General features: G+C 44.3%; 15 protein-coding genes. 5 read left to right on the top strand and 10 right to left on the bottom strand.

The genetic code is table 11. The annotated features are described in order from the left end of the window. Positions 1-102 precede the first annotated feature (102 nt). Positions 103-1,314, top strand: a complete 1,212-nt coding sequence (locus NMG48_RS14400) for an IS256 family transposase (RefSeq protein ID WP_271251743.1) — start codon at positions 103-105, stop codon at positions 1,312-1,314. Positions 1,315-1,444: 130 nt separating this feature from the next. Here NMG48_RS14400 and NMG48_RS14405 read toward each other — a convergent pair whose 3' ends face one another. The 5 genes from NMG48_RS14405 to NMG48_RS14425 form a co-directional block, all read right to left on the bottom strand. Further along, entirely contained in the window at positions 1,445-1,783 is a 339-nt protein-coding gene (locus NMG48_RS14405; RefSeq protein ID WP_271252202.1) for a hypothetical protein, read from the bottom strand. After that, complete coding sequence (locus NMG48_RS14410) at positions 1,776-2,372, bottom strand: Uma2 family endonuclease (RefSeq protein ID WP_271252203.1); 597 nt, start codon at positions 2,370-2,372, stop codon at positions 1,776-1,778. The genes NMG48_RS14405 and NMG48_RS14410 overlap by 8 nt, the downstream gene beginning before the upstream one ends. Positions 2,373-2,441: 69 nt before the next feature. Beyond that, positions 2,442-2,723, bottom strand: coding sequence for a BrnA antitoxin family protein (locus tag NMG48_RS14415; RefSeq protein ID WP_271252204.1), 282 nt, complete (start codon positions 2,721-2,723; stop codon positions 2,442-2,444). Continuing rightward, positions 2,692-2,961, bottom strand: coding sequence for a BrnT family toxin (locus NMG48_RS14420; protein WP_271252205.1), 270 nt, complete (start codon positions 2,959-2,961; stop codon positions 2,692-2,694). Before NMG48_RS14420 ends, NMG48_RS14415 begins: the two co-directional genes overlap by 32 nt. 2 nt (positions 2,962-2,963) lie before the next feature. Then, a complete protein-coding gene (locus NMG48_RS14425) occupies positions 2,964-5,021 on the bottom strand; it encodes an HsdM family class I SAM-dependent methyltransferase (RefSeq protein WP_271252206.1) in 2,058 nt (685 codons plus the stop codon). A 95-nt stretch (positions 5,022-5,116) separates the two neighbouring features. Here NMG48_RS14425 and rsmH point away from each other — a divergent pair, with 95 nt between their 5' ends. Further along, positions 5,117-5,983, top strand: coding sequence for a 16S rRNA (cytosine(1402)-N(4))-methyltransferase RsmH (gene rsmH, locus NMG48_RS14430; protein WP_271252207.1), 867 nt, complete (start codon positions 5,117-5,119; stop codon positions 5,981-5,983). Between the two features lie 21 nt (positions 5,984-6,004). On the opposite strand, the gene polA is transcribed toward rsmH, so the two are convergent. Next, positions 6,005-8,851 (bottom strand): DNA polymerase I, encoded by a 2,847-nt coding sequence (polA, locus tag NMG48_RS14435; RefSeq protein ID WP_271255279.1) that lies wholly within the window; start codon positions 8,849-8,851, stop codon positions 6,005-6,007. A 12-nt stretch (positions 8,852-8,863) separates the two neighbouring features. After that, positions 8,864-10,537, bottom strand: a complete 1,674-nt coding sequence (gene hflX / locus NMG48_RS14440; protein ID WP_345961272.1) for a GTPase HflX — start codon at positions 10,535-10,537, stop codon at positions 8,864-8,866. A 149-nt stretch (positions 10,538-10,686) separates the two neighbouring features. Here hflX and NMG48_RS14445 point away from each other — a divergent pair, with 149 nt between their 5' ends. Together NMG48_RS14445 and NMG48_RS14450 are read left to right on the top strand one after the other, a co-directional pair. Continuing rightward, complete coding sequence (locus tag NMG48_RS14445; RefSeq protein WP_271252208.1) at positions 10,687-11,397, top strand: sirohydrochlorin chelatase; 711 nt, start codon at positions 10,687-10,689, stop codon at positions 11,395-11,397. A 34-nt stretch (positions 11,398-11,431) separates the two neighbouring features. Continuing rightward, on the top strand, positions 11,432-13,975 hold the full coding sequence (locus NMG48_RS14450; RefSeq protein ID WP_271252209.1) for a sensor domain-containing protein: 2,544 nt from the start codon (positions 11,432-11,434) through the stop codon (positions 13,973-13,975). A gap of 95 nt (positions 13,976-14,070) precedes the next feature. Here NMG48_RS14450 and NMG48_RS14455 read toward each other — a convergent pair whose 3' ends face one another. Both NMG48_RS14455 and NMG48_RS14460 read right to left on the bottom strand, forming a co-directional pair. Continuing rightward, positions 14,071-15,633, bottom strand: coding sequence for an NAD(P)H-hydrate dehydratase (locus tag NMG48_RS14455; protein ID WP_271252210.1), 1,563 nt, complete (start codon positions 15,631-15,633; stop codon positions 14,071-14,073). Continuing rightward, entirely contained in the window at positions 15,634-17,544 is a 1,911-nt protein-coding gene (locus tag NMG48_RS14460) for a protein phosphatase 2C domain-containing protein (protein WP_271252211.1), read from the bottom strand. 467 nt (positions 17,545-18,011) lie between these two features. On the opposite strand from NMG48_RS14460, the gene hrcA reads away from it, so the two are divergent. Continuing rightward, positions 18,012-19,076: a heat-inducible transcriptional repressor HrcA gene (hrcA, locus tag NMG48_RS14465; protein ID WP_126385676.1), complete on the top strand. Its 1,065-nt coding sequence runs from the start codon at positions 18,012-18,014 to the stop codon at positions 19,074-19,076. Between the two features lie 86 nt (positions 19,077-19,162). Here hrcA and argZ read toward each other — a convergent pair whose 3' ends face one another. After that, a complete protein-coding gene (gene argZ, locus NMG48_RS14470) occupies positions 19,163-21,274 on the bottom strand; it encodes a bifunctional arginine dihydrolase/ornithine cyclodeaminase (protein ID WP_271252212.1) in 2,112 nt (703 codons plus the stop codon). Positions 21,275-21,628: the final 354 nt, after the last annotated feature.

Consider the following 21,628-nt stretch of genomic DNA (forward strand, 5'->3'; position numbering starts at 1 on the left):
AGACTAATGCAACCTTCCCCAGAGAGTGTAAAGTGAAGTGTGTAAAGTCTGGGATATATACAGAGAGATGATCTAGACACACAATTACCAACACTAAAACTGATGAATATACGCAAAGAATTGCTCGACGAATTGCTGCAAGAATGTAAAACACCACCTGACCTATTCGGAGAAGGAGGCATTCTGAAACAACTGACAACCGCGTTGGTGGAGAGAGCCTTGGAAGCAGAACTATCAACCCATCTGGGATACGGTAAGCACGAACCAAGACCAGAAGGACAAACCAACAGTCGCAATGGCTATAGCCAGAAAAAAGTGCAAGGTGACTTTGGCGTAGCCGAAATCGCAGTCCCCCGAGATCGGCAAGGGGAGTTTGAACCGCAGATGGTGAAGAAAGGACAAAGTCGCTTGTCAGGACTAGATGAAAAGATCATTGCTCTCTACGCACGAGGTATGAGTGTCAGGGATATTCAAGCCCAGTTGCAAGAAATGTATGGTGTTGAAGTATCACCAACACTTATTTCCAATGTTACAGATGCAGTAATTGACGAGGTGAAGCAATGGCAAAACCGTCCCCTTGAAGCAGTCTATCCAATCGTCTTTCTGGACTGTCTAGTCATCAAAGTCCGAGACAATGGCAGAGTGATTAACAAATCCTTGTACTTTGCCTTGGGCGTGAATATGGACGGGTACAAGGAATTACTGGGTATGTGGATTTCTCCGAATGAAGGTGCGAAATTCTGGTTGTCAGTACTCACCGAAATTCACAACCGTGGGGTCAAAGATATTTTGATTGCCTGTGTCGATGGCTTGACTGGTTTCCCTAATGCGATTGAGACGGTATTTCCTAAAACTCAGGTGCAGTTATGCATTGTCCACATGGTCAGAAACTCGGTCGCTTTTGTACCTTGGCAACAACGCAAGCAAGTTTGTGCTGACCTCAAGGCTATTTATAGCGCGGCGACGGAATCGGAGGCTGAGTTTAATCTCGAACTCTTTGCTGAAAAGTGGGACAAGCAATATCCATCAATCTCCAAGTCTTGGCGCAGTCATTGGGCAAACATTATCCCCTTCTTTGCTTTCCCGACCGAGATTCGCAGGGCGATTTATACCACCAATGCGATTGAGTCGATGAACAGTAGTTTGCGGAAGGTGATTAAATCCCAACAGATTTTTCCCTCTGATGATGCTGCTTTCAAGCTCGTTTATTTAGCAATGCGGAATATCTCGAAGAAGTGGACGATGCCGATTCGTGATTGGAAACCTGCTCTTAATCGCTTTGCCATCCTCTTCGAGGATCGTCTCCACGTCTAGCTTCTAGACTTTACACATTTTACTTGACAGTCTCGGACGATGCCGATTCGTGATTGGAAACCTGCTCTTAATCGCTTTGCCATCCTCTTCGAGGATCGTCTCCACGTCTAGCTTCTAGACTTTACACATTTTACTTGACAATCTCCTTCCCCATAGTCGCTCCAACAACTGCTAATTGTAAATCACCTTCCTTAATCTTCAATGATTTTGATATCGTTTTATAATCTTCTTCTGAGATAAAGCTATCGTCATCTAAAAATATAAATTTTGAATTTACAATGTTTCTAACGCTTAGTAATGGATAACCAATATCTACCCTACTAAAAGATCCATGAGTTCCATCTCTTATATGTGAACATATAGTTTTCGCTTTTCTAACTTCCCAATGCTCAGGCACATCACCCAACCACTCAATCCCACTATCCTTATAAACTGGATACTTTTTAACCGACAATTGATAATTATTCATTAAATACTATATCCTCATAAACCTGTTCAATCTGGCAATTGAAATTAACACTTTTTAGCTCGATCGCATCCCCTTTTTGATAGTTAATAATTCGCCAGTCACCCGTTTCAGTTTTGCGGAATAATTCGATCTCGATCGCATCTACACTGACTAAAACATATTCTTGCAAACTAGGATTACGGCGGTACATTTTAAACTTGTTGCCGCGTTCGCATAGCGTCTCCGAAGGAGATTCATAGGCTTCTGTGCTGGGGGATAAGACCTCAATGATCAGACAAGGATAGGTAATGTATTGGTTTGTCGTCTTATCGCGATCGTCACAGGTCACACTGATATCTGGATAGACATACTTCGTCGCGCCGACAATACTTACTCGGCAATCAGAATTAAGAGTTTTACAGCCGCTTCCGCGCAGATGAGTTTTAAGTAGAGCCAGAAAGTTTCCCGCAATATCCCCATGATCGATCGTGCCGCCACTCATCGCATAAACTTCGCCATCGATGTACTCATGACGTTCTAATTGTTTTTCCTCCCATGCGAAATATTCTTCGGGAGTAAACTTCGGAAAATGTTCTTTTAATGCAATCATCTAAAAAACTTTAAATATTTACTCAAATTTTATTCTGCATGGCAATCTCTAGAAACACAAACATGACATTTAAACATTTAAATAAGCCTTATTTGCCTCAGCATAAATCTTTAAAGCCATAGCCATCTGACGCTCTGCCGAATCCCCCTGAGACTCAAACCACGCCAACACATCTTGATCAATCTTTAACGTTATCGTTGCCTGACTCTTAGGAGCGCGACGTACCACAGCCTTAGCAAACATCTCTGGTGTAACCTCTGGGCAATCAGAAAAATCAATATCCTCATCAGACATTGCATCCAATCTCGCCAAATCAGTTTCAGACTTGTTCAAAATAGACTTGTTGTTCATATTTAGTAGCCTTTCTCGCAGAAATAATACGGACTAAATCATCATTCTCAGTATGAACGACAGCAATTACCCGACCCTGAAACAACCCAAAAGTTACAAATCGCTGCTCACCATAATTATAGCGATCGTCCTCGACTGTTACAGTATCGCCATCAAAAACAGATGAAACATCCGCAAAGTCAAAACCATGCTTACGAATATTAGTTAAACGCTTATTTTCATCCCATTCAAATCTCATGATTAACTATCAATTATTAATTTTTCCAATTCTTGTAGCTCCTGATCGAGAGATGCAATTTCTCCCAAAATCTCCTCAACCGATCGCAACTTTTCAGGCTTATAAAACACCTTATTAAAATTAATCTCCACACCCACCACATTCTCCAAATACTCAAACGGTTTCGTAATATATTTCGCCATAAACGCCGCGATCGCCTCCCGATTTGTCACCTCATCGCGATGAAACGGAATAATCTCATAATCCTTTTGGTAGTCAGGAGTTAACTCCACCGTAATCTCAATGCGTTCTGCCTGAGTTTTAGACGCTTTTTTAAAAGCCGACTTCACCACAATCTTTCCGCAGCCTAACTCATCACGCTTCGAGCCAGATTGTTTGATAATTGTTTCGCGATCGCTATCAAAACTATAAACAGCCTTATCCGTCGTCACCACCAACGGCTGATCCTTATAGTCCAACGAGTCCACAAACGGCTTAATGTCCTGCTCATACAACTCAGCCAACGAGCCAAACTTAGCCGCGTCATAATCGGTGATTGTAAACTCAGTCAGCGATCGCACCCCGTTGTCTAACGCGATCGGCGCTAACTTGAGACTAGTCTTACCATCCTTGAGATGACTCGCAAAACTCCGACCCTGCTCATCCACATTCGTGAGCATAATCCCCTGCTTATTGAAATAGAAAAACTCCTTGTCAAACACCCGCGCATAGTCATTGTCCACAAACCGCGCCAAAGTTTCCGCAATTTCTAAACGGCTTGCCTCATCAATTTCCTTGCGCTTTGAACCCTTGTTTTTCTTGAGCGGCTTAAACTTTTCACTCGCATTAATCAGCATCACCTTATCCTTGCGATCGCTCGACTTGCGCTTATTCAACACCCACAGATAAGTATAAATACCCGTATTAAAAAACTCATCCGTCGGCAACTGGATCACCGCCTCCACAATATCGATATCCAACATCCACTTGCGAATATTGCTCTCCGCCGAACCCGCATCGCCACTAAACAGCGTCGAGCCATTGTGAACTACCACACCCATACCCTGCTCACTCAGCTTCGAGATCAAATGCTGCATAAACAACAACTGACCATCAGAAATTGACGGCACATACTGAAAGCGCTGTGTCTTATCGTCCTTAATTGCTTTTTCGTAACCCTTCCAACTCACCCCATAGGGCGGATTGGCAATCACCACCTCAAATTCATCATTGTAAAACTTGTCATCCGTGAGCGTATTGCCATGCTCGATCTTAGAATCCAACCGAAACCGACTCTCAATCTTTGCCAACGCATACAGCGCATCATTCCAGTCCTGCCCAAAAGTCTGAGTCAGCCGTTGCACCTTGGCATTAATCCGATCCTCCACCCCAAACAGCAAATTTCCGCCACCACAGGTGCAGTCATAAATTTTTAAAAGGCGATCGCTATCCTCAATCTTCGAGGCAATAATTTCCGCAATCAGCCCGATCACATCATCAGGCGTATACTGTTCCCCCGCAGTCTCCGCCGAAATATCCGCCCAACGCCGCTTAATATGCTCCTCTAAAGTCGTGATTGCCGAGTTATCAAAGGGCTTTAAGTCAATACCACTCCATTCTTTGGTGTAGCCCAGCAAAACTTTTTTCGCCTTTAGTTTCGCAATTACACCCTTGATATCCAGAAACTTTTCCCCATCCGTCGCCTCAACGCCTAATAAATCTCTAGTTTCTCCATCAAAACCATGCAAATAAGCCTCAAAGTCAATATCAAAGGATTTATCATTCTGGCAAATATCCTTCAAGGTCTGATTCTTCTCAAAAATAAACTTGTTATAGCCCTGACCGCGATCTTGAATTAGCGTCATCCGATCCTCTGCATCCAGATCCGCCAACTCAGCCTCCCCAATTTCGGCAGTCAGTTCATCCAGCATCCTGATCAAACGACTTTCGATCATCACCAAAGCAAAAAAAGGCATCATGTAAGACGGCCATTCTGACTCCTTAATCCCACAGCCGCGCAGTAGATCCGCCGTTGCCCAGATCCTTGATTCGTATTGAAGAATGTTATTGTTATCAGTCATGCAAAATTTTTTAGCTACAGCTTTTGAAAGTATAGTAGCTACAAGCCACCAAGAAAGATTCGCCCAAAAATTCGATTCAGCTAAACATCAAAAGTATGACTGCTCAGTTTCATCATGTCCCCGTCCTTGCCGAACCCACGATCGCAGGTTTAGAAATCGTTGCAGGTGGAATATATCTCGATTGCACCGTGGGTGGTGGTGGTCATAGCGCCTTGATTTTGCAAGCGGCGGAGAATGTGAGCTTAGTGGGAATCGATCGCGATGAAATGGCGATCGCTGCGGCTAGTGAAAATCTCAAAAACTATGCAGATAGAGTTAGTTTTTGGCGGGGCAACTTTTGTGAATATAAACCCGCACCAGATTTAAAGTTTGATGGCATTCTTGCAGATTTGGGGGTGAGTTCAACCCAGTTTGATGTTGCCGAGCGAGGCTTTAGCTTTCGAGAATCTGGCGATCTCGATATGCGAATGGATAATCGCCAAACCCTTACAGCCGCCGAAATTATCAATCACTATAAAGAAGCGGAACTTGCGGATATCTTTTTTAAACTTGGTGAAGAAAGATTATCGCGAAGGATTGCGCGTCAGATTGTGGAGAAGCGTCCTTTTAGAACTACTTTAGAATTGGCTAATGCCATCTCCGCTTGTGTTCCCGCCAGCTATCGTCATGGCAGGATTCACCCCGCCACCCGCACTTTTCAGGCTTTACGCATCGCCGTTAATCGCGAGTTAGAAAGTCTCGAAAAATGGCTAGCCGTTGCACCCAATTGGTTAAAAACTGGCGGCAAAATTGCGGTGATTACTTTCCATAGTTTAGAAGACCGCATTGTCAAACATACCTTTCGCGAAGACGATCGCCTTCAAGTAATCACCAAAAAAGTGATCATCGCCACCGATGAAGAAATTCGCGCCAATCCGCGATCGCGATCGGCGAAATTACGCATCGCACAGAAAAAGGAATAATCACAACGCAATGTGTTGTGATTACTTTGCCTCCATCCAATTTTTGCCAGTGTGAATATCTACTTCTAGCTTTACCGAAAGCTCTAAAGCTGTTTCCATTGCTAGCTTGATCTTCGGTTGCAATTCCGCAACTTCATCAGGAGGAACCTCGAACACTAATTCATCATGGACTTGCAAGAGCAATCGTGCTTGATAGTCTTTGAGAAGATCATGTACTCTGAGCATGGCAAGTTTCACAATGTCAGCACTGGTTCCCTGTATCGGTGCATTGACTGCCGATCGCAATAGAGCCGCTTTTTGATAGCCAGCCATATCTTTGAGATTGCGGAAATATCGTCTTCTACCTAGCACAGTCTGCACATAGCCATCCCGTTCCGCTTCTATTTCCACGCTTTGCATATAGGTAAAGATCCGTTCATAGCGTTGGTTGAATTTCTCAATGAATTGCTTGGCTTGTTTCACTGGCACACCAATATCACGGCTAAATTTTTGCGCTCCCATGCCATAGATCACCCCGTAGTTAATGATTTTGGCAAGGCGACGTTCTTCACTATTTACTTCTTCTTTTTCTAGAAGTAATTGCGCTGTGACTGTATGCACATCCTCACCAGCGTTAAAGGCTCGCATTAATTCAGGCTCTTGGCTTAAATGAGCAAGAATCCGCAATTCAATTTGAGAATAGTCGGCAGCTAGTAAAATCCAATCTTCTTTGGGTAAAAATCCTGCGCGAATCCGCTTACTGAAAGCAGTACGGATAGGAATATTTTGTAAGTTGGGATTGGAACTGCTTAAGCGACCTGTGGCGGTAACAGTTTGATTGAAATCGGTATGCACGCGCCCCGTTTTGGGTTGAATCAGCGAGGGCAAAGCATCGACATAGGTGGATTTGAGTTTGGCAAGGGTACGGTTTTCAAGGATTGTGTCAATGAGAGGATGATCTCCTTCCAATTTATTGAGAACCGCCACATCGGTGGAGTAGCCTGTTTTGCTTTTGCGAGATTTCTTCGTGAACTTTTCGCCAAGTAGTTCAACTAAAATTTCGCTTAATTGCTTCGGGGAGTTAAGGTTAAACTCTTGTCCTGCCTGTTGATAGGCAGCGATCGCTAAAGCATCTAGGTCTTTCTCTAATTCCTTAGAGAAAATACCCAAATAGTCTTTATCAATCCTAATCCCTCGCCATTCCATTTCTGCAAGAATCGGTTCTAGGGGAATTTCCAGATTTTGGAACAATTCCCACAATTCGGGAACAGATTTTAGTTTCTCTTCTAAAATTGGTCGAATGTGATAGGTGATATAAGTATCCATGCCGCAATATTGAGCGACAGAGGGAATATCTACTTCAGCGATCGATTTAAGTTTGCCAACAAGGGTTTTATAGCTCACGGTGCGGATTTGCAGGAAGTCCATCGCCAGATCGTCAAGCTTATGACTAGCTTCAGGATCGATGACATAGCTAGCGATCATCGTGTCGAATACCACACCTGCTAGTTCAATCCCTGCGGACTTAAACATCAAGCGATCAAACTTGGCATTCTGCAAGTATTTAGTATAGCTAGCATCTTCGAGAATGGGCTTGAGAATCGCGCTTACTTCTTCCCATCGCAGGTTTTGCCCTGAATTATGGCTTAAGGGAATATAGGCAACTTCACTAATAGAATTACCCCAACAGCAACCAATACCAACTAACTCCGCCTCAAAGGGATTTAGCGCCGAGGTTTCCGTATCCCATGCCGTCGGTTGCTTATTATTCAGGATTTTGCATAAATCCTCTAATTTAGAAATTGTGTCGATAATCTGTACATCTAATTTCAAAGAAGCAGTTGCGGCGATCGCTTGATTTTCCTCTTGCTTAGCAAAGTCAAACCACAACTCCTCATCCTCCCCATTCGGAGCCGATGTTTTGCTCCCCTCTCCCTGTGGGAGAGGGGCTGGGGGTGAGGGCTTCTTCTCATAATTCCCTGACAACTTAGCCTGAATTTGATCGACTCGCTTGATAAAATCCTTTAGCTCAAGTTCCTCTAATAGCGGAACTAACTGCTCCGTATCAAAACCTGTCAACTTACAATCAGCGATCGCGACAGGAAGCGGCACATCGGTTTTAATTGTCGCCATGAATTGTGAATGCTTAGCATCCTCAATTCCTTGCTCTAGCTTGGTTTTAACTGCTCCCTTCATACTAGGCAAAGCTGCCAACACATTCTCTAATGAACCATATTCCGTAATTAATTTAACCGCAGTTTTTTCGCCAATCCCTCGCACCCCTGGAATATTGTCGGAAGCATCACCGCAGAGAGCTTTATAGTCTACAACCTGCGTGGGCAATACTCCTAGCCTCTCTTTTACCTGATCGGCATGGTATTCCACAATCTTATCTTTTTGTCCTAAGTTCAGTACCGAAATCCGCTTTTCGGCATCAATTAACTGAAACAAATCGCGATCGCCACTTAAGATCTTGACGGTGTAACCCTCCGCACTCGCCGCCTGTGAGAGCGTTCCCAAGACATCATCCGCCTCAAAACCTGCTTGGGTAATTGCAGGCAAATTCATTGCTGCTAATACTTTTTGTAAGTTCTGAATATCAGGAATAAAGCTCTCAGGGGTTTCTGAGCGATTTGCCTTGTAGGTATCGTCAATTTCATGGCGAAAGGTGGGCTGAGCAAGGTCAAAGGCGATCGCTACAGCAGCAGGTTTTTCGCGATCGAGCATCTCAATTAATGCCTTCAAAAAGCCAAAACAAACACTGGTGGGGATTCCTGTCGAGGTACGCAAGCCGCCTTCGGGATGTTTGCCAAAGGCATAAAAGGCACGAAACGCGAGAGAATGTCCGTCAACTAGTAGAAATGTGGGATATGTTTGTTCGCTTGACATATTTGACATATTTTAAGATAGTTCTCCGATCGCATATTCGATTAGTTTTAACAAAGCCTTGCTCATTTGCTCAAAGCCTTGACGCTTCAGGGCAGATATGGCGATCGCATCGGGATATTTCTCTAAGAGTGCCTGAGGATCTGCAACCGCATCAATTTTATTAAACACTAATAAAGTCGGCCCAACTGCAATCGGCATATCTTTGAGGATTTTATCCACCGATTTAAGCTGATCTTCCCATGCAGAATGGGACGCATCAACGAGATGGACTAATACATCGGCTTCCGATACTTCTTCAAGGGTGGCACGAAACGCATCAACGAGGGATTTGGGAAGTTCGTGAATGAATCCCACGGTGTCGGTGAGTAGAACTGTATGCATTTTGTCCTCTTCACCTGTGAGCGTCAGGCGGCGCGTGGTGGGGTCAAGGGTCGCAAATAACTTATCGGCAGCATAAACATCAGCCTTAGTCATCGCATTCAATAAAGTTGATTTACCTGCATTGGTATAACCAACGATCGCTACCGTCGGCACTTCTTGATCAACCCGTTTTTGACGAATGCGCGATCGCTGAGCTTGTAAATGATTGACTTGCTGTTGAAGGAAGGTAATCCGCTTTTGGATCACACGGCGATCGGATTCTAACTTAGTTTCCCCAGGCCCGCGAGTACCGATACCACCACCGAGTCTGGATAGGGCTTGTCCATGTCCTGCGAGGCGTGGCAGACGATATTCTAGTTGGGCTAGCTCAACTTGTAACTTCCCTTCCGATGATTGAGCGCGTTGAGCAAAAATATCGAGAATAACTTCCGTGCGATCGCTAACTCGTAAGCCGATCATTCTTTCGATATTACGAGTTTGAGAAGCCGTAAGTTCGCGATCAAACACTACGAGATTTGCGCCTTTTGTTTGGGCAGCGATCGCTAATTCTAAAACTTTACCTTCACCCAGCACAGTTTGTGGATGGGGACGTTCTCGCTTTTGCCAAATAGCATCAAGAACTTTACCCCCTGCACTTTCCACCAATTGACCAAGCTCGATCATCGCAAAGGGCATGGAGTCCGATTTCTCTTTTTGGCGCATTAAGCCCACTAGCACCACCCGATCTTGGTTATCGTCGGTAGTACGTCCTGCAAAATTGCGGCTAAATTCTTCTTCTAGCCCTTCCACTAACTCTAAGAAATCTTGCTTCGATAGGGCATCTACCGTCATCAGTTTAGACACGCGCCAAGCTTCTTGCTGCTCAGGTAGTTCCGTATCCGTAGCTGGTAGTAAATGCGCCAAATAGCCACGCTCAGTATAGCCTTTGGGATTTACTGGCAAAATCACCAACGCATCAAGGCGCTGCATCAACATCGCCGTTAAGTCGGTAGGATTTGGATACTCAGCATCGGGGCTAGCACAAATACACCTAATCCCACTGAGGCGATCGCTACCATAGCGCGGTAACTCTAAGGGTGGAATTTTGGTTTGATTGGGCGAACCGATCGCCACGCGGATCACCTGTCCACGGCGATTAATATACAGACAGATCGACTCCTTTAGCTCAGCACTGACGGCGGCAAGGCGTTGAGCCAATTCGGGAGTGGTGAGGCTATCTTGAGGCAAACGCGATCGATAGAGCCGATCTAATTGCTTTAATTGATGAGCCTTGAGTCCTTGGGTTTTTCCGTAAATAGTTTCGATATGCGTTACTCGTTATAATTGTGACTAGTGCTGTGTAAGTAGGCATAATTAAATATAAACCCCTCAAACCTGCGCCGCAGGTTCGATATCTGGATTTTAATTATGCCGAGGTACTTAAAAGCAAATATTATAATTATACTCAAGAGTCTATGAACGCCACCGCGCTTTTTTTTGTAACGCATGGTAGTAGCGACCCCCGTTCGTGGTTAGGATTACAAGATCTAGTTGCCATAGCGCGATCGCAAAGCAATCTCTATATTAGCGGCGGATGTCTGGAAGGTCAGCCCCTTACCCTAGCTCAGCAATTAGAAAAATTTGCCTATGAGATGATTGCTCATGGCATTTCTACCATTGCTGTCTTGCCATTGTTACTGTTGGAAGGAGTGCATGTTAGCGAAGATATTCCCGCAGAGGTAGCGATCGCCCAAAGCAAATTTCAAGATCGCTTGAGTTTTCGGACAATTGCTCACTTAGGAACGCATTCTCAAATTCCTGATTTACTGTTACAGCAATTTGAGAAATATACGGATGCCCCAAGTCAAGAAAAGCCATCTCGCATTTTAATTTCCCACGGAAGTCGTCGAACTGGGGCAAATCATGTGGTTGAGAACTTAGCAAGATCTAGCCAAGCGATCGCTGCCTATTGGGGGATTGAACCCAAAATAGAGACCCAAATTGAGTATTTACTTGCCCAAAACATTTATAAAATTAACGTATTACCTTATTTTTTAACCGAGGGTGGTATTACTGAAGCGATCGCAAATAAACTAAAACCCTATAGTGATCGGGCGCAGATCCAACAGTTGCCAGTACCATTATCAAATGAGCAGCTTGTAAGTTTAGCTTTAAGCATGATCTAGTATATAAACAACTTTAACCGACAAGGGAAACACGTTGGCCGAAAGGTATAAGCATCTAAATCCAATCTATCAAGAGATTCTCAAACAAGAGCGTCTCAAGAATTTAATGCGTATTGCTAAATGTATTGAAAATAGTACGGTTGGAGTTTTTGAAACAGATTTAGATGATCACATTCGGGAAGTAAGTGTATCCTTCTGCGATCTTTTAGGATATAGAGCTTCACAAATCTGTCAACTCAAATACGAGGAAATCTGTCATCCCGATGACCTATCAGCCTACTACTTCCTTAAGGAAAGATTACTATCAGGAGAAATTGATCACTGCTATCTCAATGTACGCTACATCCGTGAAGATGGGCAAATTGTGCAGGTATTACAAAGCACAGATCTCTCTATTGATAACACCAAGGAGCCATACTTTGTCAATAGATTTGAAGATATAACGGATTGGGAACAGACTTCTAAAAACCTACAGGATACTGACAATCGCACACGCTATCTATTTGAGAACAATCCTAATCCGATGTGGATTTATGATCTCGAAACGTTGAGATTTTTAGCCGTCAATCAAGCTGCCATCAATCACTACGGTTATAGTAAAGAAGAATTTCTCTCTATGACTTTGCAAGATATTCGTCCTCCCGAAGATATTCCTAAACTTTTGGAGGCGATCGCTAATGCTAGGGTCTCAATCGGTTTAACGGAACCTGAATTATGGCGACACTGTAAAAAAGATGGTAGCCAGATTTTTGTATCTGTTTCATCGCACACTCTTATTTACAATAATCGTCAATGTAAAATCATTTTAATTAATGATATTACCCAAAAGATACAAGCTGAAGAAGCACTAAAGAAGGCTGAAGCTAAGTATCGCAGTATTTTTGAGAATGCTGTAGAAGGGATTTTTCAGTCTTCAGTGGATGGTAAATTCTTAATTGCTAATCCCATGCTTGCGAAGATCTATGGGTATGATACCCCTGAAGATTTGATTGCGAACCTTACAGATATTGGGCATCAGTTATATGTCAATCCTCAACGCCGACTGGAGTTAGTCAAGCTGTTGCTAGAACAAGAGGATGTCAAATTATTTGAATCTGAAGTCTATCGCAAAGATGGTTCGATTATTTGGACTTCAGAAAATGCCCATGCGGTTTATGATGTCGTGGGTAATCTACTCTATTTTGAAGGAACAGTGGAGGACATTACCGCTAGCAAAAGGGCTAAAGCGGAGATCGAACATCTTGCCTTTCATGATTCGCTCACCAATTTACCAAATCGAGTTCTATTTCGTGAGCGTCTATCCTCAGCTCTAGAACATGCTGCGGAAAAGCTGCAAATCTATCTTGATGAGGTTCAGGAGGTGGCAATTAAGTTGATCCCTCCTTTACTTGCTGTATTGTTTCTCGATCTTGATCGTTTTAAATTAGTCAATGACACAATGGGTCATGCCGCAGGCGATCGCCTGTTGATCGAAGTTTCTAAAAGGTTGAGTGAGTGCATGTTTGAAAGTACTTTCTTGGCAAGGATGGGGGGCGATGAATTTATGATCTTTGTTTCTGACTTGCAAAGTGTGGAGTCAATTCAGCAATTTGCCCAGTTAATTTTGCAATCCTTTGAAGTACCATTTTTTGTAGAAGAAATGGCACTTTATATCGGTACAAGTATCGGCATTAGCCTCTATCCCAGTGATGGCATGGATCACGAAACCTTGATGAAACATGCTGACACGGCAATGTTTCGCGCTAAGGAGCGGGGCAGAAATCATTATCAACTATATAATCATGCGATCGGCGCAAAGGTGATCGAATATGTAGCGATCGAGAATGGGATTCGTCAAGCCTTTGAGCGCTCTGAGTTTCAAGTGTTTTATCAACCCCAGATTAATCTAGCTACGGGGGAGATCGACGGTATGGAGGCTTTGGCAAGATGGCTACATCCTGAGCTAGGCTGGGTTCCGCCCAATCAGTTTATCCCTGCGGCGGAGGAGCATGGTTTGATCGTGAGGTTGGGTGAATTAATTTTACGAACTGCTTGCGCTCAAAATCGGTCTTGGCAACAACAGGGGCTACCCCCAATCAGAATCGCGGTAAATTTTTCTGTTAAACAGTTCCAATCACCAAATTTATGCGATCGCATTATGCAAATTCTTGATGAGACGAATTTAGAGCCGCAATATTTGGAATTAGAAATTACCGAAAGCTTAGTCATGCAAGACCAAACGACCATCATTAAAATGTTGCGACAATTGCAAGCCTTGGGCATGTGCGTATCCATCGATGACTTTGGGACTGGCTATTCTTCCCTCAGTTATTTACGATTATTACCCGTCAGCAAAGTCAAAATCGATGCTAGCTTTGTCCGCGAAACTCCTCATAATCGGGATGATGCCGCCATTACATCGGCAATTATTGCAATGGCGCATAATCTCAATCTCATTGCGATCGCTGAGGGAGTAGAGCGAAAGGAGCAGCTAGAGTTTTTACGCGCCCATCATTGTGACGCAGTACAGGGATATCTCTTCAGTCGTCCAGTTCCTGCCCACGAAGCCACATTATTACTCAAGGCTCAATTTAAATAACCATTTGCGCCGTGCAAAGCACGGCGCAAATGTGTGGGCTATGAGAGAGGATTTGCTACGCAAACCCTCTCTCATCAAATTATTCCGAACTCGCGTTAATTATTGGTGGAGAAGGAATACTTACCAAAGTACTGTAAAAATGGTAATAGGTTTTGTGCGAGTGTAACAGGATCGACACCCATAACCGTAAGCTGATGGGAAGTCCAGATCGCTGTTTTTGAATGCCAGACCGTGGCAGCGATCGCCACATCACTTGCTGTCATCCCTTGGGCTAGTAAACCCCCAATCATTCCTGCTAGCACATCACCACTACCACCTCTAGCTAGTGCAGGCGTACTTTCAGGATTAATCCATACTTGCGAATCAGTAGCATGGGGGAATGCGATCGCAGTTCTGGCTCCCTTAAGTAAAATTGTTGATTGGGTAAGATTTACGACTGTTTGTAAGGCTTCTATCCGTTCAACTTCGCGTAATTCTGGAAAGAGACGACAGAACTCTCCCCAATGCGGCGTGAGAATCGTTGTATTCTTTCTATTCTGTAATTGAGAAATTCTTTGATCTTGCTCCAATGCTGCTACGGTATTTAAGCCATCGGCATCTAGAACTAATGGGCGATCGCTATCTAAGAGCCTTTGGACAATTTGCCTTGCCTCAAGAGAGATCCCACAACCACAAGCAATTGTCTGATATTTCTGCAAATCAAGATCAGGTAATTCGGCGATCGCCCCAGACTCAGTTTCGGGACAGCCAATGACGAGGGCATCAGGAATCTGTGCCAAAATGAGCGATTTGAGGGAATGCGGAACGGCGATCGATAACATACCGATGCCCGTTGCCTTTGCCCCCATTGCTGCTAAAAGTGCGGCTCCTCCATATTTTTGAGAACCGACAACTAGGAGCAAATGCCCGATTTCATACTTATGGGTAGTCGGATGACGTTTAATGGGCAAGCGATCGCTAAGTATTTGCTGGGGATCGATGCGCCAGAGTGGATGTGCATTACCTAGTACTTGCCGAATAAATTGTTCGGGAATATTGAAGTCGATTCTTTCAAGTTCGCCGACATAGGGAGTTGCTAATTCTGTCAGTAAGCCCCGCTTCCATAATCCCAAACAGAAGGTATGCGTGGCTCTAATTGCAATGCCCATTACCTTCCCGTGATCAGTATGGATTCCTGATGGTAGGTCAATACTGACAATTGGGACTTGCCAATTATTGATTGTATTAATGGCGATCGCCACATCTCCAACTATATCCCGTTCTAATCCAAATCCAAAGATACCATCGACAATGAGATCACATTTCTGTAATGATTCTAAGGATACAAAGGGAATTCCTAAGCGCTTGGCATAACAACTATGTACCCTTGTTAAAGGCTTGGATTTCGTAAATGGCGTATAGATACGCACCTCTCGCCCTTGATGATGGAGTTCTCTCGCAACAACTAGCGCATCTCCGCCATTATGTCCCGGACCAACGAGAATACCCACATGCCCATAAACTTCAGCAGGATAGAGTTCCGTTAATCTCTGGGTAATCCGCAGTGCAACTTTCTCCATAAGAGCAGCAACGGGCATTCCTGCTTGGAAGATAAGCTGCTCGATCGCCTGCATCTGAGCAGCAGTAGCGATCGCTTGAGAGGAGAGACAATCGATCATTTAGGGATTTGGCGGTACAAATTTTTTGAGACTTGTTGGCACATGTTGACGCACCCAGTCCTTTACTTGAGGAAATTGCAGCGCCGCAAAACCGCTACCGAGCAATAGAGCAACTAAAATCAAAATGATCATAAATGCTTTATTGGTCTGTCTTGGGAGTCCCAGTTCTGTTTTTGCGGAGTCCATATCATCCATATCAAATCCAGCAGCATCTGTGCTAGATTCAGCAACATCTGCGGCAGTTTCCGAATTATCAGTAATAGGTTCTGTCGTCACTAAAGCTCCTGCTGCATCCACCGCATGATCAGGATTAGGCAAGATATCTTCAGTATCGGCATCATCTTCGTCATCGGAAGCGGTGATCTGCTCAACCATATCCTCATTAGGATCGGGCGGTGCAAAACGACAGCGCATCAGGGCGACGGTAATGTTGTCATGACCATTTAGCTCATTAGCCTGATCGATGAGATCTTGGCAGCTCCGATCAAGAGATTTATCTTCGGTCAAAATTGGCAGCAAATATCTTTCATAAAGCTGCTCAACCCGATCAAAGTCACTTAAGCCATCGGAGCAGAGAAGTAGCACGCAATCTTCATCAATAAAAAATCTTTGCACCCTTGGGACAAGCATATCGGAACCTCTAGTTCCTAAAGCCTGAATTAAGGCTCCACCATCAATGCGTTGTGAGGAGTAGGCGTAAAAGTTGTATCCCAATGTGGTTTCGCGAGTTGCCACATCATCATCGAGGGTGACTTGACGTAAATTATTTTTACTGACGCAATAGAGACGACTATCGCCCACATGCACCACATATACTTCATTACTAGGATGTCCGTGGGGATGGGGTATCACTGCCATTACCAAAGTTGTCCCCATCCGTTGTTGGGCATGACGTTGCTGTTGATCGTTGATGGCAACAATTTGATTGTTGACAACGCGAGCCACCATTTCTAATTGGGCAATAAACCCTTGGGCGGAAAAATCAGGATCATTCTCTGCTTGATGCAGCAGGGTTTTTAGTTGCTGCTCGAGGGTCTTGATTGCCAAGGAGCTTGCAACTTCTCCGCCATCATGTCCACCCAAACCGTCACAGACGATCGCTAGACGATCGCGCAGACTCTCAGCCTGTTCAGTCCGTTTTTGGCGCTTAATGTCAGGATAGCAAGCGTCCTCGTTATGGTCACGCTGTTGACCAACATCAGTAGCACTAGCAATGCGTACTGTGAGCGGTTGCTCCTGCATGATCTTTAATGACAACTGATCGAGATAGGCGATCGCTGTATTTACGTCATATTCCCCTCGTCCCAAACTATAGAAAAACTCAGCGATCGGCTCGGCAATTTCGGGCTTAGCCAGATCTAGCCACTGTACCCAAATGTCTCCTAATTGCGAGATATGTACCGCCGATACATCCGCTTGCAATTCCAACAGGCGCACCCACATCCCATCAACCCTGACCAATTTGGGTTCAATCAAAGTGCGCGTCATATTTTGTTCGGCGAGGGGTTCCCAGAGATTGAGGACTTGCCAGAGCAAATTAATTTGCCTTAACGCCGATGCTTTTCCCCAACTCTCAGCTAAGGTCGGACAAAGATTGCCTTGGCGATCGATGGGGACATTTTCTAATAAAAAGATTTCTGAAAGGTTTAGCTCTTCACCTAGCAACAGCAAACCATAGGGACGCGGTAAATGTAGGCTTAATCGTGATAGCTTCAGGTAAGACACTACATAAGTCTGAAATTCAAGGGGTAACTCAGGTAGTGTGAACGCATCTGTGTCAACGACAATTTGCGAGGACAGGACACGGTAGCGATCGCCAAGTAGAGATGCAGGGGGAAATGCTTCGGTATCTAGTCCGACAGCCCAAAGATATTGCTGCTCAACTGCCGTAGTTTGCTCTTGATTTTCCATGAAGATGTTAGTACTTACCAAACTCAATGGTGAATATATAGATGAAGCTAGGGTATGTCTAAGACATAACAGTATGGACTGATATTATCTGAGAAACTACAGTATTAAATGTTTGGTCTATTTCTTCAAGAGACATTTGGCTATTGTAGCGAAACAAAGTCACAAATTTAGTGGATTTTGCGATGTTTCATGTACTGCCAATCGACAAAGTATGAAGGTCAATCCAACTTACCACTGGATTTCTTGAGAATCTAGGTATGGTAATGGTTAAACTCTTAAGTTATAGAAGTTAAATTTAACAATAAAAACTTAATACTTACTTAATACTTGTTTAATACCTATTTTTATTCTGCTTATTTTTTAATTTATTTTTGCAATTTACATTCAATTTTTATCAAAAAACCTTTATTTATTACCTCTTAGTTAACTCTTAGTACTTTTCTAACATTATTTCTTTACCACAGACTATGAACCCTCAACTTACCCATCGTGAACAAAAAGTCCTTTGGGCAACCATCGATCACTATATTCAAACAGCAGAACCTGTTGGCTCCAAGGCGTTGGTATCTGAGTATGACTTTGATATTAGCCCTGCCACAATCCGCAATGTGATGAATATGCTCGATCGCATTGGTTTGTTATATCAACCCCATACTTCGGCAGGGCGTGTTCCCTCAGACTCTGGCTATCGTGTCTATGTAGATAAGCTGATCGATCCTGCTAGCGAACTCACCTATAGTACCCACCAATTTCTCGCCAGCAAAAGCGATCGCCTTGGCAAGTCCAGCCTTGATGGCGTAATGCGTGATGTTGCTCAAATTTTGGCGACCCTAAGCGGTTGTATTGCTGTAATTACTGCCCCAAATATGCAAAAAATGCGAATTAGGCATTTGCAATTAGTCATGGTCGATGAACGAAAGATCATGGCGATCGCTGTTAGTGACACTTACCACACTGCCTCGGTGACGATGGATTTACCTAGTGAAACAAAGCCAGAGGTATTAGAAGGGGAATTAAATATTCTCAATAATTTTTTAAATGAGCATTTACGGGATAAAAACTGGTCAGACTTAAATAACGCATTGCAATGGGACGATCTTGATCGCCAGTTTCAGCAATATGCAGTGTTATTGCAGCAGTCCTTACAGCAACTGATGAAATTATGTGATCGCACAGCTTTGGGACAAATGTTTATTAGTGGCTTAACGGAGTTATTACGTCAACCAGAGTTTTCTAATTTGCAACAGGTGCAAAATATTGTGCAGTTACTCGAAGCTGATCGCGCTTCGTTGATGGCTCTGATTGTCGATCAACCTAGCCCCTCTGCAAATTCAGTCAGTATCAGAATCGGTTCCGAAATCTCTATTGAGCCAATTCAGAACTGTACTTTTATCTCTAGTACCTATCTCTGTGATGATAAACCTGTAGGAACGGTTGGAGTTCTCGGCCCAACCCGTTTGGGTTATACAAGAGCGATCGCTTCAGTACAGGCCGCAGCATTGCATCTCACTGACGCGATTAGTAAATGGTAGAACTTTGGGTAGGGATGGGCGGCGCTTTGCGCCGCCCATCCCTACCTACCATACAAACCCTGAAATAGCAGGGCTTGTATTTTGAATTAGGCAGCGATCGCTACAGGACTATCGAGCTTTTTCAATTGCTGAACGAGGAGACTGAGGAAGAGCCCGACATCGGTGACTACGCCGACGGACTCTACGGAACCGCGATCGGAGAGTTTCGTCACAACGGCGGGATTGATATCAACGCAAACCATCTTTACACCTGCGGGAGTCATATTGCCTACACCGATGGAATGCAGCATTGATGACAGCATCAAGATCATATCGGCATTGCGAATTTGTTCGCTATAGAGGCGTTGGGCTTCTAGCAAATCCATCACCGTGTCAGGTAAAGGTCCATCATCACGAATGGAACCAGCTAGAACAAACGGAACATTATTCTTGACACATTCGTACATTACGCCAGTCTTCACAAAGCCTGCTTCCACTGCTTTGTGGATGCTGCCATAGCGACGGACGGAGTTAATCACTTTGAGGTGATGGCGATGTCCACCCTTGACACTGACACCACGCTTGAGGTCAACACCGAGGGAAGTTCCCATCGAGGACTGTTCCATATCATGGACAGCGATCGCATTACCACCGAGCATCGACTGCACATAACCTTCACGAATCAAGTAGGCAAGGTGAGGAGCGCCACCAGTGTGTACAACTACGGGACCACAGGAGACAACTAACTTGCCACCGCGATCGCGAATTTGGCGCAGTTCCCATGCGATCTGTTCGACGACAAGTTCGACACGACGTTCGCTAGATACACCTGCACCCATGAAGGAAAATTCTTCTTTCTTGGCATTGTCTCGTGCTTCAGGTTTACGAACTGTCCGTACGCCATCGTAACCAACTACGACGCGATCGCCTACGACTAAATCACGCAAGAGCTTACAGGTGGCAGTTTTGCCATCGGGACTAATCGCGATCGCCGCATCCATCCGTTGATTAGTGCAACGAATCCATTCACCATCGACACAGGCATCGGTGGGATAGATGGTGGTGACATAAAAGTCATCGGGGGCAACGCCATCTTGGAGGACTGGCTCAAGATTGGCATCGGAGGTATCGCGATCCTGTAGGACTGCACCAATTTCAATCAATTCGCCCATGATGGTTTCCATGAGGTCATGGGATGGGGCAGAAATGCGAATCCTTGCTAAGGATGTACTTTGTCTCTGTTCACCAAGATTAAATTCTAAAACTTGGAAGCTACCACCATTATCAGTAACTAGATCGAGCGCCCGATTGATAATTCCAGAATCCAGTAGATGTCCTGTTAATTCGACAATTCTTGCTTCAACACCACTAGGCTCAAGATCAGGCTGTTCACTAGTAATGGGAACTTCAACAGTTCTGAGGGTTAAGCATTTAGCGGCTCCACCTGCTTTGAGGAATTCCGTAAGCGGTGTTTCGATCACATTAAAGCCAGCCTTCGTAATGCGCTGTTTTAAGCCATCGCTAATTTTGTTCATGACAACATTGCGATCGACATTTACAGCATTACAAGCAAAGTTCACCGCATCGGCTTCCTCAATGGCAATCCGCTTTTCCGCAGGAACCCGCATCTCAATCAAACGATTAGAATAGGAATCAAAGGCAGGAGGATAGTAAAGTAAATAGCCATCGGTTAATGGGCAGAAGCAGGTATCTAAATGATAGAAGCGATTATCAATGAGGCGTAGAGATAGTACTTCTACATCTAACCATTTTGCGAGATAAGGATGAGCATCTAGTTCTGAACGGAAGCCATAACCAGCCCATAGCCAGCCACCTGCGCGATCGAATAGAGCGTCACCTGCGCCTTCAAAGGGTAAGTCCTTGGGCAGCTCATACACCGTAAAACCCTTCGACTCAAACCATGCTTTGAAATAGGGTTCTTCGCCCTGACGCTCTTTATGGAGAAAACGGCTTAATACTGCTTTGTCACCTAGTACCAATCCTGCATTTGCCGTAAATACCATGTCTGGCCATCCCTTAGCAGGGGGCACTAGCTCTACATTAACTAAACCCTTGAGGACTCCATATAGTTTTTGCCATTGCTCAACAGCGCGATCGCGGCTAGATTTGTGGACATTGCCTTCCATCCAAGGATTGATCACATAATCTACATCGTAGTGATCAGGGGCGCACATCAGATAATTCAGTGGGGAAGTCATAAATAACAAGTAAATACAAGTAAATATTTGAGGAGGGAATGGTTGAGGGGTAAATACGAAATTTATCTCAATTCTTAAGTGGCAGCTACCAGAAATTACCAAACAATGGTGAAGCTACCAGTCATTAATGATACCGAATACGCCAGACCGTAATCCCTTGTAAAAGTTATCATCTCTTGATAAATGACAAGAGCTATAAAGCGACTCTCTATCATCTATTAAATTTTTTTTGGACTAACTCTTGCAAATAAGTGCTAACTAATGTAGATTAATAGCAGGGCTATCCTATTCCCCCCCGTGTAGCCCTAGTATCCCCGAAATGGCAATTACTTCCGAAAGGGGTAAGCGCAAATC

Origin of the sequence: Pseudanabaena sp. Chao 1811, assembly GCF_027942295.1 — a bacterium.
Classification (GTDB): domain Bacteria; phylum Cyanobacteriota; class Cyanobacteriia; order Pseudanabaenales; family Pseudanabaenaceae; genus Pseudanabaena.